The following is a 26,770-nucleotide window of genomic DNA, read 5'->3' on the forward strand; positions in this document are numbered from 1 at the left end:
TTTACACCACCCTTACGGCTTACGAGATAGCCTTAGGTCTCGTGGGCTCGGTGATGTTTATAAGAGACAGGGCCCCCTTCCTCCACGCCCGGCCGGCCCGACCCCCCCCACAAGAAGTCCCCCAAGGCAGTCCCCCGAGAAGCTCCCCCACAGAAGAGAAGGAACCCCCACGCCCCCCACGGCACCACCCCCACCCTGCGCCCCGGCCGACGCTTCCCCCACGCGGCCGGGGCGCACCGGGCTCAGTCGCCGAGCCCGGGTCCGGACCCGGCCCCGGACCCGGTCAACTTCCCGTTCGGCCCGCGTCCGGTAGCAGTCCGACCGGTGCGCGGCCGTACGGGGCCCGGCCGGAAGGCTGCTAGATTCCTGGCCTCTTCCGGAGCGGCACCCGCCGAACGGCGGTGCGGTGGTGCGGACGTCCGGTCGCGGTGCGGCACTACCGAGGGCCGCCGACGTCCGGGATGCGGACCGAGCCGGGTCAGGCTGCGGAGCTACTACGGGAGGCTGCCGGTGATGACGGTTCAAGGGGCACGCGGACGGGGCAGCGGACGTCCCACGCTGGAGGAGGTCGCCGCCCGCGCGGGCGTGGGCCGGGGCACGGTGTCCCGGGTGATCAACGGCTCGCCACGGGTCAGCGAGACCACGCGGGCCACCGTCCAGTCGGCCATCGCCGAACTGGGCTACGTCCCCAACACGGCGGCCCGGGCGCTCGCCGCGAACCGCACGGACGCGGTCGCCCTGGTCGTTCCCGAGCCCGAGACCCGGTTCTTCGCCGAACCGTACTTCTCCGACATCCTGCGCGGCATCGGTGCCGAACTGGCGGATACGGAGCTCCAGTTGCTGATGGTGTTCGCCGGCAGCGACCGTGAGCGGCGGCGCCTCGCGCAGTATCTGGCGGCCCACCGGGTGGACGGGGTGCTGCTGGTCTCCGTCCACGTCGACGACACGCTGCCCGACCTGCTCGCACAGCTCTACATCCCCACGGTGATCAGTGGGCGTCGGTCGGGGCGGGAACTCCTGCCGGCCGTCGACGCGGACAACTACGCGGGTGCGCGGGCCGCCGTCACCCACCTCGTCGCCCGGGGGCGCCGCACGGTCGCCACGATCACCGGCCGTCCCGATGTGTACGGGGCCCGGCGCCGGGTGGACGGTTACCGTGACGCCCTGCGGGAGGCGGGCCGCCGGGTGGAGGAGGAACTGGTGGCCCCCGGCGACTTCACCGAGCGGGGCGGGCAGCGGGCGATGGCCGAACTCCTGGACCGCCGGCCCGACGTGGACGCGGTGTTCGCCGCGTCCGACGTGATGGCGGCCGGCGCCCGCCAGGCCCTGCGCGCCCGGGGCCGCCGGATTCCCGACGACGTGGCCCTCGTCGGCTTCGACGACTCCGCGATCGCCCGCCACATGGACCCGCCGCTGACGAGCGTCCGGCAGCCCATCGAGGACATGGGTCGCACCATGACGGAGGTGCTGCTGGAGGAGATCGCCAAGGACCCCCGCGCCCGCCGTCGCGACCCGGGGCGTCAGGTGGTCCTGCCCACGGAGCTCGTGGCGCGGGCCTCGTCCTGACCCGGTAGGAGAAGGCCCGTCGGCGAGGCCCGTCAGCGGGGCCGGTCGGGTGGGTGCGGTGGGCGGGGCCGGTCGGGTGGCGTCGCAGGTGGCGGCCGTCCAGCCGACCCTACGATGGGCCGATGACCGACACCCTCCCCGCAACGGGCGCCGAACTCCTGGACGTTCACCGCATCCATCTGACCGAGGTCGAGGCACCGAAACCCTCCCCCGAGGACGAGGCGGCCCGGGACCGGATCTGGGACGAGGCGGTCCGGGCCAATCCGCACCTCTTCGACGGGCCCGTGACGGGCTGCGCGGGGCTGGAGCGGCACGGCGGCCCGCAGGACGGCGACCTCACCGTCTCCTGGGCCCGACTGACCTTCCGGCACCGCGCCCTGCGCCGCGTGCCCGGCAACACCGACTGGCTGCCCTCGCTGTTCGTGAGCGTCATCCAGCCGGTGGACGACGGAAGCCTGCTGGTGGGCCGCATGGCGTCCTGGACGGCTTCCCCGGGGCGGTGGCTGCTGCCCGGCGGCGGCGTGGAGCCGCCGGCGCAGGGGGCGTCGCTGGACCAGGCGGCGCTGGCCCGGGAGGCGGCCCGGGAACTGGTCGAGGAGGTCGGGGTGGAGCTGGGTCCCCCGCAGCCGCGACTGTGGGGGATCACCCGGGGCGGCAACGGCAGCGTCGGCGTGGTCCACCTTGCCCCGCCCCGGTCGGCCGAGGAACTGCGCGCCCGTTTCGAGGCCCTGGCGTCCGCCGAGCGGGCCGAGGGGCGCGAACCCGAGCTGGACCGGATCGCCTTCGTCCGCTCGCTCGCCGAGCTGACCGAGGTGGCCGAGGAACTGGGCGGCCGGCCCGTCGACTACCTGACGCCGGTCCTCGGCCGCCACCAGGAGGAGAACGCGGACCGCAGCGACTGAACGCGACCGTGGGGAAACGGACCAACGGCGATGACGGGACACCGTGCACCCCGCGGCGGAGGTGGAGCGCCGGAGGCGAGCGTCGAACGGCTGGCCGCCAGGACCCTCCGGTCGCAGCCGGCACGGCCCACCGTCACGTGCGCAGGATGGTGTCCTCCTGGAGGAGCGCGGTGATCGCGGCCCGCATCGAGTGGTCCACCTCCGCGGCCCACTCCACCAGCCGGTCGGTCAGCAGCTCAGGCGGAGTCGTCTCCGGCTCGGGCTCGAAGGCGACGACGGCCGCGAAGGGGTCGATGTCGGTCGACTGCGGGTTGGTCATGGCGGGACCGTACGGAAGCCGCGGTATGCACTGCCATGCCGTGGTCTCGAATGTTCTCGGAGTCTGGCCGGTTGTTCTCTCGTGGTCTCACGAAGTGGGGGGCACCCTGTGGTGCCAGGTGCCCGGCGTGACGATGCTGAAGGCGACCCGTCAGCAACGGAGGGGAACCATGGCGCGACAGCTCAGGTTCAACGGCACCGACAGCAAGAACGGCGCGTGCCCTGCCGTACACGAGGACGTCAACAGTGACGAGATCATCGTCCAAGGCCGTCCGCTCACGGACCCGGCCGACCTGGCCCAACTGCAACACTTCGGGCCCGGCGATGCCGCGGTGGCGGTGCCCCGCGAACTGCTGGTCAACCACGGCCCCAAGGAGATGGACCGCGTGCCCAAGCTGATCGACCTCGACGAGTTCAGGCAGCTCTTCCAGACCTTCGAGCACTCGGCCTGGCACCTTGAGACCCGTCGTGGCTACGCCTCCGACCGTGACGACGAGGGGTACGCCGAGTTCGTCAAGACCGGCACCGCGCCCATGGACATCGACAGCGACTGGTGCCGAAACATCACCAGCCAGACGTCCGCCGGAAAGTACGTGGGCCGGGTCCGTGTCATCGACCAACCACCGACCGAGGGGCAGCTGTTCCTCCTCTCCTACGCCCGATGCAATGCGGCCACCGGCGAGGACGCCAGGTGCGTTTGGCGCCAGGACGCCGAGCGGGCACACCTGCCCGCCGAGGACTTCTGGCTGTTCGACTCCCGCCTCGTGGCGATCCTCCGCTTCGATGACGAAGACGCCTTCCACGACGTCGAGGTCATCACAGAACCCGCCGAGGTGCTTCGCTACTGCCAGGTCCGGGACAGGGCCACGAGCGCGTCCATCCCCTACGACCGGTTCGCAGCCCGCCTCGGCCTGAAGGGCTGAACCGGCGTCAGTGAGTACCGACTACCAGCAGGCGCGAGAGGCCCTCGGCGCACGCCTACGCGAGCTGCGCCTGTCCGCCCCTGGTGGTCGTCTCACCGGGCCCCGGCTGGCGCAGCGGCTCGGCTGGCCGCACTCGAAGATCTACAAGCTGGAGGGCGGTCGACAGACCGCCACCCCGGATGATCTACGCGACTGGGCCGATGCCACTGGGCAACGGGTTCTGGATCCTCGACGAGCGACTGGTCGCCACTGAGGACTGGCACGCGGAACTCTGGCTCGACGACGCCGCGAACATCGCCCTCTACCTCCGCACCTGGAAGGCGCTGGAGGAGTCCGCGGTGTACGGAGTCGAAGCGCAGAACGTGATCCACGGGGCGAGGCGGGCGCTGACCACACGCTGACCCGACCCGGCCGGTGCTGTTCCCGTGGTGTTCCCAGAACCTTTGAAACGGATCAAGGGCCGACCTGACGTGCAGGTCGACCCTTGATCATTGAGGGTGAGTGACGGGACTTGAACCCGCGACATCCTGGACCACAACCAGGTGCTCTACCAGCTGAGCTACACCCACCACGAGCGGCGGTTCACCTTGCGGTTTACCGACCGGCCGAGAAAAAGTGTACAGGGTCCTGGAGGGTGCTCGCGCACGTGTTTCTACGGGGTCGGGGAAGCGGGCACCACGTGACGCGCGGCGATCGTCCGAGCGGTTTCCGAGTCGGGTCCGGGCTGGGGGACGAAGATCGCCTCCCGGTAGTAGCGCAGCTCGGCGATCGACTCGCGGATGTCCGCGAGCGCCCGGTGGTTGCCGCTCTTGTCGGGGCTGTTGAAGTACGCCCTCGGGTACCAGCGTCGGGCCAGCTCCTTGACGGAGGAGACGTCCACGATCCGGTAGTGGAGGTAGGACTCCAGCTCGGGCATGTCCCGGGAGAGGAAGCCGCGGTCGGTGCCGACCGAGTTTCCGCACAGCGGGGCCTTGCCCGGTTCCTTCACGTGCTCGCGCAGGTACGCGAGGACCCGTTCCTGGGCGTCGGGCAGCGTGGTGCCGCCCGCCAGCTCGGCGAGGAGACCCGAGGCGGTGTGCATCTGTCGCACCACCTCGGGCATGGTCTCCAGCGCCTCGTCCGGCGGGCGGATCACGATGTCCACTCCGTCGCCGAGGACGTTCAGCTCGGAATCGGTGACCAGTGCGGCCACCTCGATGAGCGCGTCGTTCGCCAGCGAGAGTCCCGTCATCTCGCAGTCGATCCACACCATGCGATCGTTCATGGGTCTTACCCTAAGGCGCGCTCCGCTGACCGGGCAGGCTCGGGCGTCCCATCAGACCTGATGCGTACATGTCCGAGCTGTGTGCGTGCCGCCCTGGGTCGGCGGACACGTGTCCGTGCGGGCTCAGCGCACCGGCCGTGGCGGGCCGGCGTGCCTGGGCCGGAACGGGTGAGTCCGGCCCGGTCAGCGCACCGGTGTCGAGCAGCTTCTCGCCCTGCGGACGGCGCGCCCGGTAGGCCGCGCGGTACGCGGCCGGCGAGGAGCCCAGCTGACGCCGGAAGTGCCCGCGCAGCGCGACGGGGGAGCGGAAGCCGCACCGGCCCGCCACTTCGTCGACCGAGTAGTCGGAGGTCTCCAGGAGCCGCTGCGCCTGGAGGACCCGCTGGGTGATCAACCACTGGAGGGGTGCGCTGCCGGTGAGCGAACGGAACCGTCGGTCGAAGGTCCGGCGACTCATGTAGGCGCGGGCCGCCAGGGTCTCCACGTCGAACTGCTCGTGCAGGTGCTCCAGGGCCCAGGCGACGACCTCCGCGAGGGGGTCGGCGCCGATCTCTTCTGGTAAAGACCTGTCGAGGTAGCGCTCCTGGCCGCCGCTGCGCCGGGGCGGCACGACCAGCCTGCGGGCCAGGGCGCCCGCCGCCTCGTTGCCGTGGTCGGTCCGCACGATGTGCAGGCACAGGTCGATGCCCGCGGCCGTGCCCGCGCTGGTGAGGACGTCGCCGTCGTCGACGAACAGCTCCCGGGGGTCCACATGGACCGACGGGTACCGTTTGGCGAGGGTCGGTGCGTACATCCAGTGGGTGGTGGCCGGGCGTCCGTCGAGGAGGCCGGCCGCGGCGAGCACGAACGCGCCCGTGCACAGGCCGACGATCCGGGCGCCCTCCTCGTGGGCGCGGCGCAGTGCGTCGAGCGCCTCCTCGGGGGGCGGCGCGGTGATCGACCGCCAGGCGGGGACGACCACCGTCCCGGCGCGGGCGATCGCCTCCAGGCCGTGGGGCGCGGTGAGTTCGAGTCCGCCGGTGGTGCGCAGCGGTCCTTCTTCGCCGGCGCTCACCAGCAGGCGGTACCGGGGCACGCCGGCGTCCTGGCGGTCGATGCCGAACACCGAGAGCGGGATCGAACTCTCGAAGATGGGGCCGCCGCTGAACAGCAGTACCGCGACGATTTCCCTGCGGCGGCGCCCGGATAGTTTCCGGACAACGGTGTCGCTCGCGGTCGTGGAGTCGTGGCTCATGTGGCTAAGCCCCCCTCAGTGGTCGCGGCGTCCCTAACGTGTCGGGCCTGTCGCTCCAGCACAATTCCCCTCGGTCCTGCACGAGTCCCCCGCCGTAAGACAGTCATGATCGAATCTACTGTGTCCCGTGGTGCCCGCGTGACCACTTCCGCACCCCGGTGCATTGTCGACATGGCAACTTGGCGTAAAGCATTCGATCACGAAGCGTGGCACTCCGGGAGCGCTCAGGGAAGTGCGCATTCGGCGCATGGCCGGTCCGCGTAGGGTGCGAAACCGGCCGCCGCTCCTTTCTTTCCAGGTGGGAGCGGGGGTGGGAGGGGTCTGGACCAAAGAAAGCGACCCCTGGCCAAGTTGGCTGAAATCTTGCGTAGGTGTACGCCGGAATCGGTCAGCTGCCCGGCGTGTGCCCGGTGTCGACACGTTCATGCGGTGTACGCCCCTGCGGAGCCCCGTCGGAGGGCGGCGTCGTTCCGGGGGGCCGTGCCGTGCATCGCCGCTCCCTCGCCCGGTCGGGCCGCCCTCGTCGTTCGGTTGCTCCTGCGAGGTTCGTGGGGGTGGTGAGGGGGGTGGGAGGGGGTGGGTGCGGCGGAGGGGTCGCCCCGTGTGCCGTGCCGGTCGTGGTGGTCCCGCCGGGTGGTGGGGGAGGGGTGGTGAGGGTGTTTGCACAGCCATGGGCAAGGGTTCGCAAAGACCAACGTCCGCACCCGCCCCGGGGTCACCGTACGGACCGCCCGTCGGGTGCGGTGGTGGGTGGGGTGCGGGTGTGGGTGGCGGGCGTTCTCGTGGGTGCGGGGTGGCGGTGGGCAAGGGTGCGCAGGGGGTCGGAGATGGTGGCCCTGGGCGTCTATACGGCGTATAGCGCTCATAACGGTCAAGTGGAGGTCGTCTGATATTGAACCAACTGCTGTCCGAGACCGCACCCCCTCCGGACCGGAAGCGGCTGTACCCGCCAGTCACCATTGCCAGCGGGCCGGCCGCTCGTGCATGCTCCGGGGTGCGTCGCCGCGGCGTGCCGTGGGGCGCGCACGGTGTCGAGTGCGCGCTCTTCGGGGCGGGCACGGCTCGCTGGGCAGGAGGGGAGTGTCGCCGTACCCTTGGGGGTAGGGGGTTGGGAAGATGATTCCCGGACACGGCTCCGGGTATCGGACCTTCACCACCGTTCCTTCCGTCCGACCAGCCCGCCCGGATCGACCAGTCGGCCCTCCCGGCAGACTTGACCCTCCTTGACAGCCGCATCCCCGAGAAGACAGCGAACACAGCAAGCAGCCGCCCCTCCTCAGAGGATCTTCTTCGCCGAGACACCCATGGCCGGTCACGAATCCTTCGAACCCGCGGACCGCAAGCGCCAGGTCGTCGATCCGACGGCCGACCCGCTGGCGGCGGAAGAATCACGTCACCCCTGCGATCCCGCCTTCAAGCACGGAGTCGTCGTCGGCTTCGACGGGTCCACCTCCAGCGAACGCGCCCTCGCCTATGCCATCGGCATGGCCCACCGCTCGGGCTCCGGTCTGATCATCGTGCACGTGGCCAACCGGCTGCCCACCACGGTCTGGGCCGGGTGCGAACCCCCCGTCTTCGTGGACGTGCCCGATCACCGCACGGAGGTCCTGGGCCTCGAACTCGCCTGCGCGGACTACCTGGCAGAGGTGCCCTGGATTCTGGTGGAGCGCGGTGGCGACATCTGTCACGAACTGGAGGAGGTCGGCCGGGAGTACGAGGCCGACGCCATCGTCGTGGGCTCCACGCACGGCATCGTCGGGCGGATCTTCGGCTCGGTCGCCGGACGGCTGGCCCGCCGTGCGCAGCGCCCGGTCGTCGTCATCCCGTAGCCCGCTGACCTTCGGGGGTCACTTCCGCCTCGTTCGTGACATCCGTACCGCGGGACACTCCGGGCGCTCGGCGCATGCAGGGAACGTCAACTCCCCGTGGCCCCCCCAAGAGATGGGATGCTTCCCCGTTTCGTGCGCCCGGCGCGCGCGGGTGCTGAAGGTCGACAAATCTACTCGCGCGTAGGGGTGGATCGTGACCGAGTGGCGGGTACATAGCGCTCGCGGGTCGCAACCCAGCGGCCCCACACCAAGCAGCACGACTGCATGCGAAGGGAGCCCGCCGTGAACAGCCAAGTCTCTGCGGGAAGCAGCACTTCCACCCTCGGTCATCTCGCGCTCGGCCTCACGCTGTTGGCCTTCGGCGTCGGGCACACCGGAGTCATCGACGGCGTCACGGCGGCCGACGCCGTCACCCTCGCCACCTACGTCGGCGGGGTCACGCTGTTCCTCGCCGGCCTGTTGGCCCTGCGCGACCACGACACCTTCACCGGGACGGCGTTCGCCGCGTTCGGCGCCCTCTGGTTCACCTGGGGGATCGGCGCCGGCGGGCTGGTGTCGCACAACGCGGCCGGCCTGTTCCTGCTGTTGTTCGCGCTGGTCGCGGTGAGTCTGACCGCCGGTGCGCCGAGTGACCCGCTCCTGGACCGGGGCACCTACGGGCTGACGGCCGTCGCCCTCCTGTTGCTCGCCGTGGGGCAGTTCGCCGAATCGGGCTCCCTCGCCGAGGTCGGGGGCTGGTTCGCCGCCGTCGCCGGCCTCGTCGCCTGGTACGCGGCCACCGCCGCCCTCGCGCACTGGCCGACCGCCCTCCCGCGACGCGCTGCCGGCCGGGGGGTGACGGCCACCGGCTGAGGCAGCGGCAGCCGGGGCGGTGGGCATCCCCGGCACCCGAGTGGTCCCCGTACGCCGAAGGGCAGCCGTACGGGGGTCACTGGCGCGTACGGCTACTCCACCGTCACGGACTTGGCGAGGTTGCGCGGCTTGTCGATGTCCCGGCCGAGGGCCAACGCCGTGTGGTAGGCGAGCAGTTGCAGGGGGATGCCCAGAAGGATCGGGTCCAGCTCGTCCTCGTTCTTGGGCACCACGATCGTCCGGTCGGCCTTCTCCTGCTCCTGGTGGGCCACCGCGAGGATGCGACCGCTGCGGGCCTTGATCTCCTCCAGGGCCGCGCGGTTCTTCTCCAGCAGGTCGTCGTCGGGGACGATCGCGACCGTCGGGAGCGCCGGCTCGATCAGCGCCAGCGGACCGTGCTTCAGCTCGGAGGCGGGATACGCCTCGGCGTGGATGTAGGAGACCTCCTTGAGCTTCAGGGACGCCTCGCGGGCCACCGGGTAGCCGCGCACCCGGCCGATGAACATCATCGAGCGGGCCTCGGCGAAGTCCTTCGCCAGCCGCTTGATGTCGTCCTCCTGCTTGAGGATCTCCGAGATCTGGCCGGGCAGCCGGCGCAGTCCCTCGATCATCCGCTTGCCGTCCGCCACCGACAGGTCCCGGGTGCGGCCCAGGTGCAGGGCGAGCAGCGCGAACGCGACGGTGGTGTTGGTGAAGCACTTGGTGGAGACGACGCACACCTCGGGGCCCGCGTGCACGTACACCCCGCCGTCGGCCTCCCGGGCGATGGCCGAACCGACGACGTTGACCACGCCGAGCACCCGGGCGCCCTTGCGCTTCAGCTCCTGGACGGCGGCCAGCACGTCGTACGTCTCACCGGACTGGGAGACCGCGATGTAGAGGGTGTCCGGGTCCACCACCGGGTTGCGGTAGCGGAACTCCGAGGCGGGCTCGGCGTCGGCGGGGATGCGGGCCAGCTCCTCGATCATCTGGGCGCCGATCATGCCCGCGTGGTACGAGGTGCCGCAGCCCAGGATCTTCACCCGGCGCACCGCACGGGCCTCGCGGGCGTCGAGGTTCAGCCCGCCGAGGTGCACGGTGGAGAACCGGTCGTCGATCCGGCCGCGCAGCACCCGGTCCACGGCGTCGACCTGCTCGTGGATCTCCTTGTGCATGTACGTGTCGTGGCCGCCCATGTCGTACGACTCGGCCTCCCACTCCACGGTGGTCGGGGAGGCCGTGGTGCGGGTGCCCTCGGTGGTGTAGGTGCGGAAGTCGTCGGCCTTCAGGGTCGCCATCTCGCCGTCGTCGAGGGTGACGATCTGACGGGTGTGGGTGACGAGTGCGGCCACGTCGGAGGCGACGAACATCTCCTTCTCGCCGATCCCGAGGACGACCGGGGAGCCGTTGCGGGCGACCACGATCCGGTCGGCGAAGTCGGCGTGCAGCACGGCGACGCCGTAGGTGCCCTCGATCAGGCGCAGGGCCGTGCGGACCTTCTCCTCCAGGGTGGGGGCGTCGCTGCGGGCGATGAGGTGGGTGAGGACCTCGGTGTCCGTCTCGGAGAGGAACTCCACGCCCTCGGCGGTGAGCTTGGCGCGCAGGTCGGAGGCGTTGTCGATGATGCCGTTGTGGACGATGGCGACCTTGCCGGAGGCGTCCAGGTGCGGGTGGGCGTTCTCGTCGGAGGGGGCGCCGTGGGTGGCCCAGCGGGTGTGGGCGATGCCGGTGGTGCCGTTGAAGCGCTTGGGGACGCGGGCCTCCAGGTCCCGGACCCGCCCCTTGGCCTTGATCATCTTGAGGCCGTTGGCCTTCGGGCCGGTGATCACGACACCGGCCGAGTCGTAGCCCCGGTACTCCAGTCGCTGCAACCCTTCCAGGAGCAGCGGGGCCACATCACGCCTGCCGATGTATCCGACGATTCCGCACATAGAACGCTTTCCCCTATATTCCTGTCGCTCCGGTGGCCGGGGCCACCGCTAGCCGTAGACGATGCGGCGCAGCTGCCTCAGTGAGAGGGTCGGCGGCGCGACCGCGCGGTAGTTCAGGTCCGCCTCGATCCGTTCGAAGATCTCCGCGTTCACCAGGCCCTGACCCTGGAGTTCGCGGTGGCGGCGACGGACGTACGCCTCCGTCGTCTCGTCGAAGTACGCGAGGACGTCCTGGATCACCCGCAGGGCCTCGCCGCGGCTCAGCGGCGTACTGCGCGTCAGATGATCAACCAGGTCGTCGTGCACCCGATGATCCTGGGCGACCCGGGGGAGTTTCGCAAGAATCCTGCCCGCTTTCGGGCAGGGGAGAGCCCGATTGCCACTCAGGACCACCCGATCGCCCCGTACGCGCGGGGGTGCGCCGGATCACCACCGGCTGCGCCGGGTCACATCCGGCGGAGCACCGCCTGCTTGGCCGAGGTGAACTCCTCCTCCGTCAGCACCCCCGCCTGCCGCAGTTCGCCCAGCTCCCGCAGCCGCCGCAGCAGGGCGTCGTGATCGTCCTCGGTCGGCCCCTGCGCGGGCGGCGGCTCGGCCTTCGCGAGCGCCGGGGCCGCGGCGTCCCGGGGCGCGTTCACCCGGGCCGCAAAGTCCCCCGGGTGCGGCAGCCGGGCCTGCACCGCCGCGGCGATCAACGCCATCAGCGGGTCCTTGCGGAAACCCCACAGGACCACCGCGTGCGGGTCGTACTTCGGCGGGGCCTTGGTCGCCGGGACGTTCTTCAGCATGAACCGGATGAAACCGTTCTCCAGCCCGGCGGACGGCTGCCACTCCACCGCCTGGATGGTGTCGACGGGCATCGACCGGGTCCCCGCCGCGGCCTTCGCCTCCTCCGTCTTCCAGTTCCACTCCAGCCGCACGTGCTCCCCGTCGAAACTCGCGGTGCCGTCGCCCGCCTGCACCGACAGGGGGACCGCCGGGCCCGCCAACAGGTACGCGTCCGTCGGCCCGGACGGCACCTCGTCCAACAGCAGCGCGTTGCGGACCTCGTCCACGAAGTACTCGGCCACCCCGCCGCGGTCCGTGTCCACACCCAGCTGGTACGGGTCTCCCCCGTCCGTGAGGTGACCGCCCGCGGCCTGCAACAGCGGGTCGGCGCCCTCCCGCAGCCGTAGTCTCAACCGCCCCGACTTGCGGCCCGGTTCGAACGAGACGCCCGCCACCGCCGCCAGCGGGACGGTCAGTTCACCCAGGGTCCGGCGCAACAGGCTCACGCCCTTGTCCCGGCCCGGTACGAGCCGCAGCGTGCCCCCGTCGAAGGTCCATGTTCCGTCGCGCTGGATGATTTCCGCCATACGGGGATTCTCCCATCCGCCCCCGAGGAGGGATGGTGGTTCCCGTCGGCCGGGCCACGCGTGCGGGCGGGTCCGGTCGACACCGCACCCTCACCACACCCTGCCCGTCCACGACGCTCGACCCGGACCATCCCGAAGGGACCGCTGGTGAACCCCCGTCACACACGCTCGTCACTGCTCGTCGGCTCGTTGCTCCTCATCGCCGCCACGGGCGTCTCCTGCTTCGCCGACTCCGGCGACGGGGGCGGCGCCGCGTCCGCACCCGTCGTCCCCGCGCTCGGCCGGGTCATCCCGGCACCCGCCTCGGTCACCCCGCACGAGGTCCCCTACCGGATCACCTCCGCCACCCCCATCAGGGTGCCGGGCGGCTCCCGCAAGGCCCGCGAGGTCGCCGACTACCTCGCCGACGTGCTGCGCCCCTCCACCGGCTACGCCCTGCCCGTCACCGCGGACGCCGGCGCCGACGGCATCCGCCTGCTGCTCGCCGACGAGGCGGACCTCGGTACGGAGGGCTACCGGCTGGAGAGCGGGGAGCGGGCGGTGACGATCACCGCGCGCCGGCCCGCCGGACTGTTCCACGGCGTCCAGACGCTGCGCCAACTGCTGCCGCCCGCCGTGGAGGCGCGCACCGCGCAGTCCGGCCCCTGGACCGTGCCGGGCGGCACCGTCCGGGACACCCCGCGCTACGCCTACCGGGGCGCCATGCTCGACGTGGCCCGGCACTTCTTCACCGTCGACGAGGTGAAGCGGTACATCGACCAACTCGCGCTGTACAAGGTGAACACGCTGCACCTGCACCTCTCCGACGACCAGGGCTGGCGGCTCGCCGTGGACTCCTGGCCGGACCTGGCCGTCAAGGGCGGCGCCACCGAGGTCGGCGGCGGCAAGGGCGGCTACTACACCAAGGACCAGTACCGCGAACTGGTCCGGTACGCGGCCTCCCGGTACCTGGAGGTGATACCGGAGATCGACATGCCCGGCCACACCAACGCCGCGCTCACCGCGTACCCCAAGCTGAACTGCGACGGGGAGGCCCGCGAACCGTACACGGGCACCAAGGTCGGCTTCAGCTCCCTGTGCGTGCCGGAGGAGATCACGTACGACTTCGTGGACGACGTGATCCGCGAGCTGGCCGAGTTGACGCCCGGTGAGGTCATCCACATCGGCGGCGACGAGGCCGACGCGACGCCCGCCGACGAGTACGCGACCTTCATGGACCGGGCGCAGGACGTCGTCAACCGCTACGGCAAGCGGGTCATGGGCTGGCACCAACTCGCCGGCGCGCGCCCCGTGGACGGGGCGGTCATCCAGTACTGGGGCTACGACGAGACCGGCGACGCCGAACGCGAGGAGGTGGTGCGCGCCGCGCGGGACGGCGCCGAGGTGGTGCTCTCGCCGGCCGACCGGGCGTACCTGGACATGCAGTACCCGGAGGTCACCGACATCCCCTACCTCGGTCTGGAGTGGGCGGGCAAGGTGGACGTGCGACGGTCCTACGACTGGGACCCGGACGCGTACCTCGACGGACTGCCCGCGGACTCGGTGCTCGGCATCGAGGCGCCGCTGTGGACGGAGACCCTGTCGAACTCGACCGAGCTGGAGGTCATGGCCTTCCCGCGGCTGCCCGGGCTGGCGGAGCTGGGCTGGTCACCGCGGTCCACCCACGACTGGGACGCCTACCGGCAGCGGCTCGCCGCGCAGGCGCCCCGCTGGGACGTGCTGGGCATCCGTTACCACCGCTCGCCGCAGGTGTCCTGGCCCGCGTCGACGAAGTGACACCCGGGGGCGTCGGGGCGGGTCACTCCGCTCCGGCGCCCTCCGCCCGCATCCGGTCCTCGGACAGTCCGCGCCGCCAGTACCCGGTGAAGGTCACCGACCGGCGGTCCAGGCCCCGCTCCCCGACGAGGTGCCGGCGCAGTTCCTTCACGGCGCCGGCCTCCCCGGCGATCCACGCGTACGGGGCGCGGGCCCCGGGCCAGACGGCCGAGCGGATCGCCGTCAGTCCGTCGGGGGCGCCCTCGGCCGCCACCAGCCAGGTGATCTCCGCATCGGTGGCGAGCGCCTGCCGGTCGTCCGGGTGGCGCACCTCCAGCCAGGCGCGGGCCCGCACCCCCGGCGGCAGGGACTCCAGGATCGCCCCCGCGGCGGGCAGCGCCGTCTCGTCCGCCCACAGGACGACCAGGTCGGTGCCGTGCGGCGGGCGGAACTTCACGGCCCGGTTGTCCTCGACCGCGGGCCCGTAGAGCAGCACCCGGTCGCCCGGCACCGCCCGCGCGGCCCACCGGGCGGCGGGTCCAGCGGCGGAGGACCCCTGTGCGTCCTCGCCGGCGCCGTGCAGGGCGAGGTCGATGTCTATCTCCGTGCCGCCGTCCGGGGCGCGGCGCTGGGCCCGCACCGTGTACGTGCGCATCACCGCCCGCTCGGTCTCGGGCAGCGCGCGCCAGGCGTGCCACCAGTCCTCGCCGGCCTCCACCGGGACCAGCGGGTCCCGTTCGCCCGGTTGCGGCAGGAACAGCGAGACGCTCTGGTCCCGGCCGCCCGACGCGATGTCCGTCAGCTCGGGGCCACCGAACGTGACCCGGACCAGGGACGGGCCGAGCGGGGTCACCCGGGTGACCTCCATGCGGAAGAAGCGGAACGCTACGGCCACGGCGGTGGGCACGTGCTCAACTCCGATCGGTGCTGCGCGGGGGCGGGTTAGCCCACCCTAACCCGCCGCCCGGAAGGGCGTCCGGGCACGATCCGGAGCCCGTCCGCTCAGCCCGCCAGCCCCAGTTCACGGGCGATCAGCATGCGCTGCACCTCACTGGTGCCCTCGCCGATCTCCAGGATCTTGGAGTCCCGCCACATCCGTGCCACCGGGTACTCGTTCATGAACCCGTACCCGCCGTGGACCTGGGTGGCCTCCCGCGCGTTGTCGACGGCCACCGTCGACGCGTACAGCTTCGCCAACGCGGCCTCCTTCTTGAACGGCTCCCCGGTGACCAGCCGGCTCGCCGCGTCCCGCCAGGCCAACCGGGCGGTGTGCGCCTTCACCTCCATGTCGGCGATCTTGAACTGGATCGCCTGGTACGAGCCGATGTTCCGGCCGAACGCGTGCCGCTCCTTCGCGTACTTCACCGACTCGTCCACGCACCCCTGGGCGAGCCCGGTGGCCAGCGCGGCGATCGCGATGCGGCCCTCGTCCAGGACCCGGAGGAACTGCGCGTACCCGCGGCCCTCCTCGCCCAGCAGGTTCGCGGCCGGCACCCGTACGTCCTGGAAGGACAGCTCCCGGGTGTCGGAGGCGTTCCAGCCGACCTTGGAGTAGGGGGCGGCGACGGTGAAGCCCGGGGTGCCGGACGGCACCACGATCGAGGAGATCAGCGGGCGCCCGTCCGCCTTGCGTCCGGTGACCGCGGTGACGGTGACCAACCCGGTGATGTCCGTACCGGAGTTGGTGATGAAGCACTTGGTGCCGTTGATCACCCACTCGCCCGTGGACCCGTCGCGCCGGGCCGTGGTGCGGGTGGCGCCCGCGTCGGAGCCGCCGTCCGGCTCGGTCAGCCCGAAGGCGCCCAGCACCTCGCCCGAGCACAGCCGGGGCAGCCAGGTCCGCTTCTGCTCCTCGGTCCCGAACAGGAACAGCGGCATCGCCCCCAGCGACACCCCCGCCTCCAGGGTGATCGCCACCGAGGAGTCGACCCGGGCCAACTCCTCCAGCACGATCCCCAGCGCCAGGTAGTCGCCGCCCATCCCGCCGTACTCCTCGGGGAACGGCAGCCCGAACAGGCCCATGCGCCCCATCTCCCGCACGATCTCGTACGGGAACTCGTGCCGCTCGTAGTAGTCGCCGATCTTCGGCGCGACCACGTCGTGCGCGAACTCCTCGACGGTGCGCCGCAGTTCCTCGTGTTCCGGGGCGAGCCGGTGGTCGAGCGTCATGACTGCTGCTCCTTGGGGTCCGTAGGGCCCGTGGGCCTCTCAGGGTCAGTGCGGCCCGTGGGGTCCTCGGGGGTCGGGTCCGCGGGGCTCCCGGTCAGGGCGCGGACGGTTCGGGACGGGCTGGGGCGGCCCAGCCGGTCGGCCATCCACCTGCTCGTGGCGGTGAGACGGCCGAGGTCGACGCCGGTCTCGATGCCGAGGCCGGTCAGCATCCACACCAGGTCCTCGGTGGCGAGGTTGCCGGTGGCGGACTTCGCGAACGGGCAGCCGCCGAGTCCGCCCGCCGAGGCGTCGACGGTGGTGACCCCGTGCTGGAGGGCGGCGAGGGTGTTCGCGAGCGCCTGTCCGTAGGTGTCGTGGAAGTGCACCCCGATCCGGTCGGTGGGCACCCCCTCCTCGTTCAACTCGGCGAGCAGCGCCAGTACGTGGCCGGGGGTGGCGACGCCGATGGTGTCGCCGAGGCTGAGCTCGTCGCAGCCCATCTCCAGCAGCGCCCGGCACACCCGCACCACCCGGGCGACGGGCACCGGGCCCTCCCACGGGTCGCCGAAGCACATCGACAGATAGCCGCGGACGTGGACCGTGCCGTGCGCACCGCTCTTGGCCCGGGCGACGACCGGGGCGAACATCGCCAGCGACTCGTCGACCGTGCGGTTCAGATTGGCCCGGGCGAAGGACTCGGTGACGCTGGCGAAGACGGCGAGCCGGCGGGCGCCGAGCGCCAGCGCCCGGTCCAGCCCCCGTTCGTTGGGCACCAACACGGGCAGGGCCACGCCCCGCCGGTCGTGCAGGTCGCGCACCAACGGATACAGCTCCGCCGCGTCGGCGAGCTGCGGCACCCACGTCGGGTGGACGAAGCTGGTGGCCTCGATGGTGGTGAGGCCCGCGTCGGCGAGGCGGTGGACGAACTCCGCCTTCACCGCGGTGGGCACGGTCGCCTTCTCGTTCTGGAGGCCGTCGCGCGGGCCCACCTCGTGGATGCGGACCCGGGCGGGCAGGTCCTGCGCCGGGACCTCCATCGGCAGGCCGGCGGCGGTCACGGGCGCGCCTCCCCTTCGACCGCGGGGGCTTCGGCCGGCTCGACCACCGCCAGCACCTGGTCCATCGCGACGGTGACGCCGGGGCGCACGTCCAGTTCGGTGACCGTCCCGGCGTGCGGGGCCGACACCACGTGCTCCATCTTCATCGCCTCGACCACCAGCAGGCTCTGCCCGGCCGTCACCTCGTCGCCGACGGCGACCTTCACCACGGTGACCGTGCCGGGCATCGGGGCGGTCAGCGAGTCGGCGCCCGGGTGCGCCCCGCCGGTCAGGGCGGCGGCGACCGGGTCGTGGTCGCCCACCTGCCAGGCGTCGCCGTCCCGGCCGAGCCAGTCCTCGGCCCGGTCGAAGGTGTGCCGGACCCCGTCGAGGGTGACGCTGACCCGGTCGGCGGTGACGCTCGCCGTGCCGCGCGGACGGTGCGTGACGGGCTCGTGTCCCGGCACCCGCAACGGGAAGGCCGGGGTGACCGGTTCGCCGCCGAGCCGCCAGCCGGTCGGCGCGTCGAACGGGTCGCGCCAGCCGTCCGCGCGGGGCGGCGGCACCAGCTGGGCGAGCCGGACCGCGGCAGCCGCCTCGTACACCTCCACGGGCACCTCGCGGGGCACCAGCGCGTCCGTCTCGCGTTCCACCAGGCCGGTGTCCAACGCGCCCGCGACCACCGCCGGGTGGGCCAGCAGCCGGCGCAGGAACCCGGCATTGGTGGGCACGCCCAGAGTGACCGTCCCGGCCAGCGCCGCCCGGAGCCGACGCAGGGCCGTCGCCCGGTCGGGGCCGTACGCGATGACCTTCGACAGCATCGGGTCGTAGCGGCTGCCGACCTCGGTGCCGCAGCTCAGCCCGGAGTCGGTGCGCACCCCGTCGCCCTGCGGTTCGCGCAGCGCGAGGACCGTGCCGCCGGAGGGCAGGAAGCCCCGCGCGCCCTCCTTCACGGACACCGTCTCGGCGCAGATCCGGGCCTCCACCGCGTGCCCGGTGAGGGTGACGTCCTGCTGGGCGAACGGCAGCGGCTCCCCGGCGGCGACCCGTAGCTGCCACTCCACCAGGTCGAGGCCGCGCCGCCCGCCGACCGTGGCGACCAGTTCGGTCACCGGGTGTTCGACCTGGAGGCGGGTGTTCATCTCCATGAACGAGAACCGCGCGGGGTCGGCGCCCGGCACGATGAACTCGACGGTGCCCGCGCCCAGATAGCCGCAGGAGCGGGCCGCCCGGACCGCGGCCTCGCCCATCGCGGCCCGCAGCGCCGGGTCGAGCAGCACGCTCGGCGCCTCCTCGATGAGCTTCTGGTGCCGGCGCTGGAGCGAACACTCGCGTTCCCCGAGGTGGACGACGTTGCCGTGGGCGTCGGCGAGCACCTGGATCTCGATGTGGCGGGGCCGGTCGATCCAGCGCTCCACCAGCAGCGTGTCGTCGCCGAAGGAGGCCAGCGCCTCCCGGCGGGCGGCGGCGATCTCCTCGGGCAGCGCGTCCTCGTCCCGGACCAGCCGCATGCCCTTGCCGCCGCCGCCCGCCGACGGCTTCAGCAGCACCGGCGTGCCGATCGTGCGGGCGGCTGCGATCAGCTCCGCGTCGCTCAGTGCGCTGCCCGTGGAGCCGGGCACCACCGGGACGCCCGCCGCCCGCACGGTGTCCTTGGCCCGGATCTTGTCGCCCATCAGCGCGATCGCCCCGGCGGACGGGCCGATGAACACCAACCCGGCGTCCGCGCAGGCCCGGGCGAAGGAGGCGTTCTCCGCGAGGAACCCGTACCCCGGGTGCACGGCCCGCGCGCCGGTGCGGCGGGCCGCCTCGACGATCTGCTCGGCCGACAGATAACTCTCGGCGGCCGGGGCGGGGCCGATCCGTACGGCGGTGTCGGCCTCGTGCACGTGCCGGGCGTCCGCGTCGGCGTCGCTGAACACGGCGACCGAGCGGATGCCGAGGGTGCGCAGGGTGCGGATCACCCGGACGGCGATCTCGCCCCGGTTGGCGACGAGCACCGTGTCGAACAGCGTCCCGCCCTGCTCGGCAACGGCGTGCGGCTGGATCGTTTCGGTCATGTCGCCCTCACATCCGGAAGACGCCGAAGCCGTCGCCGCGGGCCGGCAGCGGGGCGTTGGCACAGGCGGTCAGGGCCAGACCCAGGACCTGGCGGGTCTCCAGCGGGTCGATGATCCCGTCGTCCCAGAGGCGCGCCGTCGCGTAGTAGGCGCTGCCCTGGCTCTCGTACTGGGCGCGGACCGGGTCCTTGAACGCCTCCTCGTCCGCGGCCGACCACGGCTCGCCGCGGGCCGCCAACTGGTCGCGCTTGACGGTGGCGAGCACGGACGCGGCCTGCTCGCCGCCCATCACGGAGATCTTGGCGCCGGGCCACATCCAGAGGAAGCGCGGGGAGTAGGCCCGCCCGCACATCGAGTAGTTGCCCGCCCCGTACGAACCGCCGATGACGACCGTCAGCTTGGGCACCCGGGCGCAGGCCACCGCCGTCACCATCTTCGCCCCGTGCTTGGCGATGCCGCCGGCCTCGTAGGCGCGGCCCACCATGAAGCCGGAGACGTTCTGGAGGAACAGCAGCGGGATGCCGCGCTGGTCGCACAGCTCGATGAAGTGGGCGCCCTTCTGCGCGGACTCGGAGAACAGGATGCCGTTGTTGGCGACGATCCCGACCGGGTGGCCGTGCACCCGGGCGAAACCGGTGACGAGGGTCTGCCCGAACTCGGCCTTGAACTCCGCGAACCGCGAGCCGTCCACCACCCGCGCGATGACCTCACGCACGTCGTAGGGGGTGCGGGAATCGACCGGCACCACTCCGTACAGGCCGTACGGGTCGACCTTGGGCTCCTCGACGGGGGCCACCGTCCAGGGCGGTGCACCGCGGGAGGGGAGCGTCGAGACGATGGTGCGGACGATCCGCAGGGCGTGCGCGTCGTCCTCGGCGAGGTGGTCGGTGACCCCCGAGACCCGGGAGTGCACCTCGCCGCCGCCCAGCTCCTCGGCCGTCACGACCTCGCCCGTCGCCGCCTTCACCAGCGGCGGGCCGCCCAGGAAGATGGTGCCCTGGCCGCGCACGATCACCGCCTCGTCGCTCATCGCCGGCACGTAGGCGCCACCTGCGGTGCAGGAGCCGAGGACCGCCGCGATCTGCGGGATGCCGGCCCCGGACATCCGGGCCTGGTGGTAGAAGATCCGCCCGAAGTGGTCCCGGTCCGGGAACACCTCGTCCTGCATCGGCAGGAACGCGCCCCCCGAGTCCACCAGGTACAGACAGGGGAGCCGGTTCTCCAACGCGACCTCCTGGGCGCGCAGGTGCTTCTTCACCGTCAACGGGTAGTAGGTGCCGCCCTTGACCGTGGCGTCGTTGGCGACCACCACGCACTCGCGGCCCGAGACCCGGCCGATCCCGGCGATCACCCCGGCCGCCGGGGCGTCCCCGCCGTACAGCTCCTCGGCCGCCAGCGGGGCCAGCTCCAGGAACGGGGAGCCCGGGTCCAGCAGGGTGTCCACCCGGTCCCGGGGCAGCAGCTTGCCGCGCGCGGTGTGCCGGGCGCGGGCCCGCTCCCCGCCGCCGAGGCGGGCCCGCGCCAGCCGGCCGCGCAGCTCCTCGCCGAGGGCCAGGTGCGCCGCCTCGTTGGTCCGGAACGCCTCCGCCGCGGGATCGGCCGCGGTCGCCAGCACCGGTGCCTCTTGCATCGTGTCGAGCCCCCTTGCCCGTACCGTCGAGTTAATGAGCGTTAACGTCCATGGCTTCAGGTTAACGACCGCTAACGTCCCTGTCTAGAATTGACCTCATGGTCACCAGAACCGACGCCACCACCCGCCGCCAGCAGATCCTCAAGGAGGCGGCCCGCCTCTTCGCCGAGCGCGGGTTCCACGGAGTGGGCGTCGACGAGATAGGGGCCGCCGTCGGGATCAGCGGCCCCGGGCTCTACCGGCACTTCCCGGGCAAGGACGCGATGCTCGCGGAACTCCTCGTCGGCATCAGCGGACAGCTCCTCACCGGAGGCCGACGACGCGTCGAGGAGTGCCCGGACGACCCGGCCGCCCTGCTGGACTCCCTCATCGAGGGGCACATCGACTTCGCCCTCGACGACCGGCCGCTGATCGTCCTGCACGACCGCGAGCTGGAGCGACTGCGCGACAGCGACCGCAAGCTGGTGCGCCAGCTCCAACGGCAGTACGTGGAGCTGTGGGTCGAGACGGTACGGGCCCGGTACGCACCCCTGACCGAGGTCGAGGCGCGGACCGCCGTGCACGCCGTGTTCGGGCTGCTCAACTCCACCCCGCACCTCAGCCGCCCCGACGCCCCGCCCTCCCGGGCAGCCGCCGCCGCGCTGCTGCACCGCCTGGCGCGCGGCGCCTTCGACGCCGCCGCGGGCTGACGTCCACCGGTCCCGGGCTGTGACGCCCACCGACGCCGGGCTGTGACGGCCGCCCCGGTCCCGGAGAGTGGCGCCGACCGGCCCCGGGGGCGCGGGCTTTCGGGACCGCCTGAGTACCCGTACTCAGAGCGACTGCGTCGCTCCGCCCTGAGCGTGGCCGACCCGCCGCGCCCACCATGGAGCCCCCGCGTCGAAAGAGGTGCCCATGCGCCGAGACCTGCAACTGCGCCCCGCCACCGAGGACGACCGCGAGTGGATCCACGGACTGCGCCACCGGGTGTACGCACAGGAACTCGGCCAACACCCACCGGACCCCACCGGACAGCTCCGCGACGGGCTCGACGGCGACAACGTCTACCTGGCCGCGGCCCGCGGAACCGACCGCATCGGCTTCGTCAGCCTCACCCCGCCCTGGCTCGGACGGTACGCGCTCGACAAGTACCTCACCCGCGACGAACTGCCGCTGCTCAGCGAGGACGCACCCTTCGAGGTGCGCATCCTCACCGTCGAACCGCGCTGGCGGTCCACCGCGGCGGCGCCCCTGCTGATGTACGCGGCCCTGCGCTGGATCGCCGCCCGGGGCGGGCGCCGCGTGGTGGCGATGGGCCGCACCGACCTGCTCGCCCTGTACCTCTCCGTCGGCCTGCGCACCGTCGGCCGCACCGTCCGCAGCGGCGCGGTCACCTTCGAGGTCCTCACCGGCGACGTCACCGAACTGACCCGCGACGTGCCGGACCGCCACCGCGGGGCGCTGGAGCGGATGGCCGCCACGGTGGACTGGCAGCTCGACGTGCCCTTCTCCCCCCGCCCCGACGGCTGCGAACACGGCGGCGCCTCCTTCACCGCCATCGGCACCGACTTCCGCACCCTGCACCGCCGCCACCGGGTGGTCGCCGCCGACGTGTTGGACGCCTGGTTCCCGCCCGCCCCCGGAGTGCGCGCCGCACTCACCGAGGACCCGGCCTGGGTCGCCCGCACCTCCCCGCCCACCGGCGCCGAGGGCCTGCTCACCGAGATCGCCGCGGCCCGGACGCTCCCCGTGGAGACCCTCGCCGTCGGCGCCGGCTCCTCCGACCTGATCTTCCGCGCGTTCGGCCGCTGGCTGACCCCGCACAGCCGGGTGCTCCTCATGGACCCCGGCTACGGGGAGTACGCCCACGTCACCGAGCGGGTCATCGGCTGCCACGTGGACCGGTTCCGGCTGCGCCCCGAGGACGGCTGGCGCATCGACCCCGCCCGACTGTCCGCCGCCGTCGACGCCGGCCGCTACGACCTCGTGGTCGTGGTCAACCCCAACAACCCCACCGGCCGCCACGCCCCGGCCGCCGCACTGCGCTCGGTGATCGCCACCGCGCCCGCCGACACGCGCTGGTGGATCGACGAGGCCTACCTCGGTTACGTCGACCCGGCCGAATCGCTCGCCGACCTCGCCGCGACGCACCCCCGGGTCGTCGTCTGCACCTCCCTGTCCAAGATGTACGCACTCTCCGGGATGCGGGCCGCCTACCTGGTGGCCGAGCCCGCCACGGCGGCGGAACTGCGCAGGTGGACCCCGCCCTGGCCGGTCAGCCTCCCCGCGCAGTGGGCCGCGGTGGCGGCACTGCGCGACCCGGCGTACTACCGCGAACGCTGGCTCCGCACCCACGCCCTGCGCCGCCGACTCGCCGCCGATCTGAAGGACTTGGAAGGGTTCGCGGAGGTCGATGAAGGCGTGGCGAACTTCCTCACCATGACCCTCCCGGACGGCGGGCCCAGCGCCGCACGGTTCGTGGACGAGTGCCGCCGCCACGACGTGTACCTGCGCGACCTGTCACCGCTGTCGTCGGCGTACCGGGGGCGCACGGTGCGCACTGCGGTACGGGGCGCCGCGGAGAACGCCCGCATCGTGGAGGCGTGTCGGGCCGCGCTGGACGCACTGTCGCCCGGTTCCGTGGCGCCGGTGCGGACTTCCGGTTCCGTGACTCCGGCCGGGGCGTCCGACTCCGTGGCTTCGGCCGGGGCGTCCGATTCGGTGGCTTCGGCCGGGGCGTCCGATTCGGTGGCTTCGGCCGGGGGCGCCCGGTGACCACGACGTCGGCCCTGGTGCCCTACCTCGGTGGGGCGCTGGCGTTGGGCGGGGTCGCGGTGGCCGCGTCCCGGCGCCGTGAGCTGATGGTGCGCTGGTGCGCCTGGGCGGTCGGAGTGCCCCTGGTCACCGCCGCGTTCTGGTGGGGCCGCCCGGGCACCGCGGCGATCGCCGTCCTCGTCGCGGTGGTCGCGGTGCTGGAGTACGGCGCCCTGATGCGCTCGGGCCGGGCGGACCGGACGATCCTGGCCGCGGCGGTGGTCGGCGTGGTGCTCACCGCCTGGCTGGCGCCCGGCCAGGAACTCCGTGCGCTCGCGGTCGGAGCGCTCGCGGTCGCCGCGGCGCCGCTGCTGGCCGGCGACGCGGACCACGGCCTGCGCCGGCTCGGCGCCGGGCTGTTGGGACTCGCGTGGCTGAGCGTGCTGGCCGCGCTGGTGCCGCTCGGGGCGGATGCGCTGGCGCTGTTCGCCGCGGTTTCGGTCGCCGACATCGTGGCGTACTTCGCCGGCCGGCGCCTCGGCGGGCCGTTGCTGTCGCCCCTGTCGCCGGCCAAGCGGTGGAGCGGCACGGCGGCGGGGGCCGCGGCCGGGCTCGGGGTGCTCACCGCACTGTCCGTGCTGAGCTGGCCCACGGCGGTCGCCGTCGCGGTCGGCGGTCCGGCCGGCGACCTCCTCGAATCCATGGTCAAGCGGGGGGCGCGGGTGAAGGACGCCGGCAGCTGGCTCCCCGGCTCCGGCGGCCTCCTGGACCGGATCGACTCGCTGCTCATCGCCTTGGCCGTGCTGCTGGTCCTGAGCTGATCCGCGCAGCTAGCTGCGGGTGCCTTGTGTGTGATGGGTCGTCAGGAAGGCTGCTCGGACGGGGACTCGGGGGTGCGTGCGGCGGGGACCTCGACGGTGGGTGTCCCGGTGGTGGGTGGGTCGATGGTGGGTGGGTCGGCGCCCGGGGTGGCTTCCTGTTCGGTTGCTCGTCCGGCCAACCGGCAACCGAGGCAGTTCGGATGGCCCCCGCGCGCGGCGCGGTCCCGCACCCGTAACCCCCGCTGGCTCGGGGGCCGCAGGCCGGGCGGCTTGCCCCACCCCGCGAGGTGCAGCGCCCAGGTGACCAGGACGGCCAGCGCCGTGACGGCGAGCCCCCACCAGATCCCCGGCCGCCAGGCGATGATCCCCGTCCCGACGGCCGTGCCGCCGACCGAGGCGATCACGACCCCCACCCAACCGGCGACGGTGTGCCCGTGGTCGTACGTGTGTCCGCTCATGTGCCTGCCTCCTCGGGTGCGCTGACGTGCCGGGCATGCCCGGGTGTGCGGGGCATGCCGGAGTGCGCCGGGGCGCGCGGCGACGGTGCCGTCCGGCGCCCGACCTATGCTGGCTTAGCAAGTGAGAAATTTATCTTACGTACTAAGGGAAGTTCAATGGAGGGCAAGCCCCGTCCCGTCGCCTCCGCCGCGGACGTGCTCAGCGCGCTGGACGACCTCGTCGCGACGAACATCGTGGGCAAGCAGGAGTTCGCCCGGAACCTGGGCCTGAGCATCACGGACCTCACCTGTTTCGCCCACGTCCTGGAATCGGGCGACGCCCCGGTCACCGCCGGCGACCTGGCCGAACGCGCGAACGTCACCACCGGCGCGGTGACCGGCATCATCAACCGGCTCGAACGCGGGGGATTCGTGACCCGCCAGCCGGACCCCGACGACCGCCGCAGGGTGCGCGTCGCGGCCGTACCCGCCGCCGCGGAACGGGTCCAGGCCGTCTACGGGCCCTACCGGGCGCGGCTCGCCTCGCTGTTCGCGGACTACACGCCCGACGAGATCGCCGTCCTCGCCGACTGGATGTCCCGCGCCTCCACGCTGGCCCGCGACTACGTGGACGACTCGTGCTGAGCGGTCCCGCGCCCGTGTCGGTGAGCCGCATCGAGCGGGCCGTCGGTGCCGTCGTGGGGTCCGCGGTCGGCGACGCGTTGGGCGCGCCCTTCGAGTTCGGCCTCCCGGGCGTGTTCTCCGCACGGTTCCCGGACCCCGGGGGCGGCGGGGAGATGTGCGGGGGTGGTGGCTGGGAGCCGGGCGAGGCCACGGACGACACCCAGATGGCCGTCCTCGTCGCGGATTCGCTGCTCCAGCGCGGTGACCTCGACCTGCCGGACGTCTTCGCCCGCTTCCAACGCTGGGCGGCGGCCGAGCCCAAGGACATCGGCCTCCAGACCGAGGACGTCCTCACCAACGGCCTCCCCTGGGACCGGGCCGCCGCGCAGCACTTCCGGGTCAACCACCGTGCGGCCGGCAACGGTTCGCTGATGCGGGCGTCGACCTCCGCGGTCCACTTCGCCGCAGCCGGCCGGACGGTGACCATGGACGCGGCCCGGCGCCTCGCCGCCCTCACCCACGGCGACCCTGCCGCCTGGGAGGGCACGGCCGTCTTCCACGAACTCGTACGGTTCGCCCTGTCCGGCGCCGATCCCCTCGACGCGCTGCCGGACGCCCTGGCGTTCGTCCACCCCGACCACCGCGAGCGGTACGCCACGGTCCTCGCTCCGGACTGGCACCCCGACCGGGCCACCGAGTTCAACGGTGCGGTGTGGCCGTGCCTGGGGTCGGCGGTATGGGCCCTGCGCGCCACCGACTCCTTCGAGGGTGCGGTGCGCGCGGCGATCGACCTCGGCGGCGACACGGACACGGTGGCCGCGGTCACCGGCGGGCTCGCGGGTGCCTGTTACGGCCCGGACGCGATCCCCGTCCGCTGGACCGAGCCACTGCACGTCCCGCTCCCGGGCTTCGGCGACCGGGTCCTGCGGCTTCCCGAGCTGGTGGACCTCGCGCGGGGGCTGGTGGCGGCGGGTGCGCGGGGCTGGGGCGTCAGGGCTGAACTCGGTTGACGGCTGCGGTGAAGTTTGCACCCGGGCACGCAGTCGTGAGAACGGGCGCCCCGCTCGCGCGGGGAGCACGACTTCAGGTTGTTCTTGGCCGCGTCCCGACCCGGACCACCCCCGCTCGTGCGGGGAGCACGCAACCCGCGGGATGTCCCCGGGCTCATCCAACGGACCACCCCCGCTCGTGCGGGGAGCACCAGCAGCGGGCACCCCACTTCCCGTGAAGCTGCGGACCACCCCCGCTCGCGCGGGGAGCACAGAACCCACGACCGAGACGACGACGCGTCCCACGGACCACCCCCGCTCGCGCGGGGAGCACTGGTCGTACAGCAGCCGAGCGCGTCCGCGCTTCGGACCACCCCCGC

The 26,770-nt window shown here is 72.6% G+C and carries 23 protein-coding genes, 1 tRNA gene, 1 pseudogene and 1 CRISPR repeat array (1 of these 26 cut by a window edge); of the genes and pseudogenes, 12 read left to right on the forward strand and 13 right to left on the reverse strand.

What is annotated here, in order from left to right; genetic code table 11:
• The first annotated feature begins 513 nt into the window (after nucleotides 1–513).
• Together ACFV88_RS07665 and ACFV88_RS07670 are read left to right on the forward strand one after the other, a co-directional pair.
• Nucleotides 514–1,566 carry a LacI family DNA-binding transcriptional regulator gene (locus tag ACFV88_RS07665; protein ID WP_385487121.1) on the forward strand — a complete coding sequence of 351 codons (1,053 nt, stop codon included), beginning with the start codon at nucleotides 514–516 and terminating at the stop codon, nucleotides 1,564–1,566.
• A 122-nt stretch (nucleotides 1,567–1,688) separates the two neighbouring features.
• Complete coding sequence (locus tag ACFV88_RS07670; protein ID WP_385487125.1) at nucleotides 1,689–2,468, forward strand: NUDIX domain-containing protein; 780 nt, start codon at nucleotides 1,689–1,691, stop codon at nucleotides 2,466–2,468.
• Nucleotides 2,469–2,601: 133 nt separating this feature from the next.
• Here the strand turns inward: ACFV88_RS07670 and ACFV88_RS07675 are convergent, their stop codons facing one another.
• The gene (locus ACFV88_RS07675) at nucleotides 2,602–2,787 is read right to left on the reverse strand and encodes a hypothetical protein (RefSeq protein WP_385487127.1); all 186 of its coding nucleotides are present in this window, start codon (nucleotides 2,785–2,787) and stop codon (nucleotides 2,602–2,604) included.
• A gap of 169 nt (nucleotides 2,788–2,956) precedes the next feature.
• On the opposite strand from ACFV88_RS07675, the gene ACFV88_RS07680 reads away from it, so the two are divergent.
• Together ACFV88_RS07680 and ACFV88_RS07685 are read left to right on the forward strand one after the other, a co-directional pair.
• The gene (locus ACFV88_RS07680; RefSeq protein ID WP_385487129.1) at nucleotides 2,957–3,709 is read left to right on the forward strand and encodes a DUF6879 family protein; all 753 of its coding nucleotides are present in this window, start codon (nucleotides 2,957–2,959) and stop codon (nucleotides 3,707–3,709) included.
• Nucleotides 3,710–3,719: 10 nt separating this feature from the next.
• Nucleotides 3,720–4,110 (forward strand): annotated as a pseudogene (locus ACFV88_RS07685) (helix-turn-helix domain-containing protein).
• Nucleotides 4,111–4,205: 95 nt separating this feature from the next.
• On the opposite strand, the gene ACFV88_RS07690 reads toward ACFV88_RS07685, so the two are convergent.
• From ACFV88_RS07690 to ACFV88_RS07700, 3 genes are all read right to left on the reverse strand, one after another.
• Nucleotides 4,206–4,278 (reverse strand) — tRNA-His (locus tag ACFV88_RS07690).
• A gap of 83 nt (nucleotides 4,279–4,361) precedes the next feature.
• Nucleotides 4,362–4,973 carry an oligoribonuclease gene (gene orn / locus ACFV88_RS07695; RefSeq protein ID WP_385487131.1) on the reverse strand — a complete coding sequence of 204 codons (612 nt, stop codon included), beginning with the start codon at nucleotides 4,971–4,973 and terminating at the stop codon, nucleotides 4,362–4,364.
• Between the two features lie 10 nt (nucleotides 4,974–4,983).
• Nucleotides 4,984–6,207 carry a helix-turn-helix domain-containing protein gene (locus ACFV88_RS07700; RefSeq protein WP_385487133.1) on the reverse strand — a complete coding sequence of 408 codons (1,224 nt, stop codon included), beginning with the start codon at nucleotides 6,205–6,207 and terminating at the stop codon, nucleotides 4,984–4,986.
• 1,304 nt (nucleotides 6,208–7,511) lie between these two features.
• Between ACFV88_RS07700 and ACFV88_RS07705 the strand changes: the two genes are divergently transcribed.
• Both ACFV88_RS07705 and ACFV88_RS07710 read left to right on the forward strand, forming a co-directional pair.
• Nucleotides 7,512–8,036 carry a universal stress protein gene (locus tag ACFV88_RS07705; protein WP_385487135.1) on the forward strand — a complete coding sequence of 175 codons (525 nt, stop codon included), beginning with the start codon at nucleotides 7,512–7,514 and terminating at the stop codon, nucleotides 8,034–8,036.
• A gap of 282 nt (nucleotides 8,037–8,318) precedes the next feature.
• Nucleotides 8,319–8,888 carry a GPR1/FUN34/YaaH family transporter gene (locus tag ACFV88_RS07710; RefSeq protein WP_385487137.1) on the forward strand — a complete coding sequence of 190 codons (570 nt, stop codon included), beginning with the start codon at nucleotides 8,319–8,321 and terminating at the stop codon, nucleotides 8,886–8,888.
• 92 nt (nucleotides 8,889–8,980) lie between these two features.
• On the opposite strand, the gene glmS is transcribed toward ACFV88_RS07710, so the two are convergent.
• The 3 genes from glmS to ACFV88_RS07725 form a co-directional block, all read right to left on the reverse strand.
• Nucleotides 8,981–10,798: a glutamine--fructose-6-phosphate transaminase (isomerizing) gene (gene glmS, locus ACFV88_RS07715; protein WP_385487139.1), complete on the reverse strand. Its 1,818-nt coding sequence runs from the start codon at nucleotides 10,796–10,798 to the stop codon at nucleotides 8,981–8,983.
• A 48-nt stretch (nucleotides 10,799–10,846) separates the two neighbouring features.
• Entirely contained in the window at nucleotides 10,847–11,104 is a 258-nt protein-coding gene (locus tag ACFV88_RS07720) for a hypothetical protein (RefSeq protein WP_385487141.1), read from the reverse strand.
• A gap of 140 nt (nucleotides 11,105–11,244) precedes the next feature.
• Nucleotides 11,245–12,153: a DUF4429 domain-containing protein gene (locus tag ACFV88_RS07725; RefSeq protein WP_385487143.1), complete on the reverse strand. Its 909-nt coding sequence runs from the start codon at nucleotides 12,151–12,153 to the stop codon at nucleotides 11,245–11,247.
• Nucleotides 12,154–12,300: 147 nt separating this feature from the next.
• Here ACFV88_RS07725 and ACFV88_RS07730 point away from each other — a divergent pair, with 147 nt between their 5' ends.
• Nucleotides 12,301–13,929, forward strand: coding sequence for a beta-N-acetylhexosaminidase (locus ACFV88_RS07730; RefSeq protein WP_385487145.1), 1,629 nt, complete (start codon nucleotides 12,301–12,303; stop codon nucleotides 13,927–13,929).
• A gap of 22 nt (nucleotides 13,930–13,951) precedes the next feature.
• On the opposite strand, the gene ACFV88_RS07735 is transcribed toward ACFV88_RS07730, so the two are convergent.
• From ACFV88_RS07735 to ACFV88_RS07755, 5 genes are all read right to left on the reverse strand, one after another.
• Nucleotides 13,952–14,815 (reverse strand): siderophore-interacting protein, encoded by an 864-nt coding sequence (locus ACFV88_RS07735; protein WP_385487147.1) that lies wholly within the window; start codon nucleotides 14,813–14,815, stop codon nucleotides 13,952–13,954.
• 95 nt (nucleotides 14,816–14,910) lie between these two features.
• Complete coding sequence (locus tag ACFV88_RS07740; protein ID WP_385487149.1) at nucleotides 14,911–16,077, reverse strand: acyl-CoA dehydrogenase family protein; 1,167 nt, start codon at nucleotides 16,075–16,077, stop codon at nucleotides 14,911–14,913.
• Nucleotides 16,074–17,096 carry a hydroxymethylglutaryl-CoA lyase gene (locus ACFV88_RS07745; RefSeq protein WP_385487430.1) on the reverse strand — a complete coding sequence of 341 codons (1,023 nt, stop codon included), beginning with the start codon at nucleotides 17,094–17,096 and terminating at the stop codon, nucleotides 16,074–16,076. Before ACFV88_RS07745 ends, ACFV88_RS07740 begins: the two co-directional genes overlap by 4 nt.
• Before the next feature lie 17 nt (nucleotides 17,097–17,113).
• Nucleotides 17,114–19,156 (reverse strand): acetyl/propionyl/methylcrotonyl-CoA carboxylase subunit alpha, encoded by a 2,043-nt coding sequence (locus tag ACFV88_RS07750; protein ID WP_385487151.1) that lies wholly within the window; start codon nucleotides 19,154–19,156, stop codon nucleotides 17,114–17,116.
• A gap of 7 nt (nucleotides 19,157–19,163) precedes the next feature.
• Nucleotides 19,164–20,786 (reverse strand): carboxyl transferase domain-containing protein, encoded by a 1,623-nt coding sequence (locus ACFV88_RS07755; protein ID WP_385487153.1) that lies wholly within the window; start codon nucleotides 20,784–20,786, stop codon nucleotides 19,164–19,166.
• Nucleotides 20,787–20,884: 98 nt separating this feature from the next.
• On the opposite strand from ACFV88_RS07755, the gene ACFV88_RS07760 reads away from it, so the two are divergent.
• The 3 genes from ACFV88_RS07760 to ACFV88_RS07770 all read left to right on the forward strand — a co-directional run bounded on the left by ACFV88_RS07760 (nucleotide 20,885) and on the right by ACFV88_RS07770 (nucleotide 24,340).
• Nucleotides 20,885–21,475 (forward strand): TetR/AcrR family transcriptional regulator, encoded by a 591-nt coding sequence (locus tag ACFV88_RS07760; protein ID WP_385487155.1) that lies wholly within the window; start codon nucleotides 20,885–20,887, stop codon nucleotides 21,473–21,475.
• A 205-nt stretch (nucleotides 21,476–21,680) separates the two neighbouring features.
• Nucleotides 21,681–23,540, forward strand: a complete 1,860-nt coding sequence (locus ACFV88_RS07765) for an aminotransferase class I/II-fold pyridoxal phosphate-dependent enzyme (protein ID WP_385487157.1) — start codon at nucleotides 21,681–21,683, stop codon at nucleotides 23,538–23,540.
• Nucleotides 23,537–24,340, forward strand: coding sequence for a phosphatidate cytidylyltransferase (locus ACFV88_RS07770; protein ID WP_385487159.1), 804 nt, complete (start codon nucleotides 23,537–23,539; stop codon nucleotides 24,338–24,340). The genes ACFV88_RS07765 and ACFV88_RS07770 overlap by 4 nt, the downstream gene beginning before the upstream one ends.
• A gap of 41 nt (nucleotides 24,341–24,381) precedes the next feature.
• Here the strand turns inward: ACFV88_RS07770 and ACFV88_RS07775 are convergent, their stop codons facing one another.
• Nucleotides 24,382–24,798 (reverse strand): HGxxPAAW family protein, encoded by a 417-nt coding sequence (locus ACFV88_RS07775; protein WP_385487161.1) that lies wholly within the window; start codon nucleotides 24,796–24,798, stop codon nucleotides 24,382–24,384.
• Nucleotides 24,799–24,954: 156 nt separating this feature from the next.
• On the opposite strand from ACFV88_RS07775, the gene ACFV88_RS07780 reads away from it, so the two are divergent.
• Both ACFV88_RS07780 and ACFV88_RS07785 read left to right on the forward strand, forming a co-directional pair.
• The gene (locus ACFV88_RS07780) at nucleotides 24,955–25,422 is read left to right on the forward strand and encodes a MarR family winged helix-turn-helix transcriptional regulator (protein WP_385487163.1); all 468 of its coding nucleotides are present in this window, start codon (nucleotides 24,955–24,957) and stop codon (nucleotides 25,420–25,422) included.
• A gap of 20 nt (nucleotides 25,423–25,442) precedes the next feature.
• A complete protein-coding gene (locus tag ACFV88_RS07785; protein WP_385487432.1) occupies nucleotides 25,443–26,411 on the forward strand; it encodes an ADP-ribosylglycohydrolase family protein in 969 nt (322 codons plus the stop codon).
• Nucleotides 26,412–26,451: 40 nt separating this feature from the next.
• Nucleotides 26,452–26,770: a CRISPR direct-repeat array (repeat unit 29 nt; unit sequence CGGACCACCCCCGCTCGCGCGGGGAGCAC) (it continues 15 nt past the right edge of the window).

It is taken from the genome of Streptomyces sp. NPDC059816 (assembly GCF_042732055.1).
GTDB lineage: Bacteria > Actinomycetota > Actinomycetes > Streptomycetales > Streptomycetaceae > Streptomyces.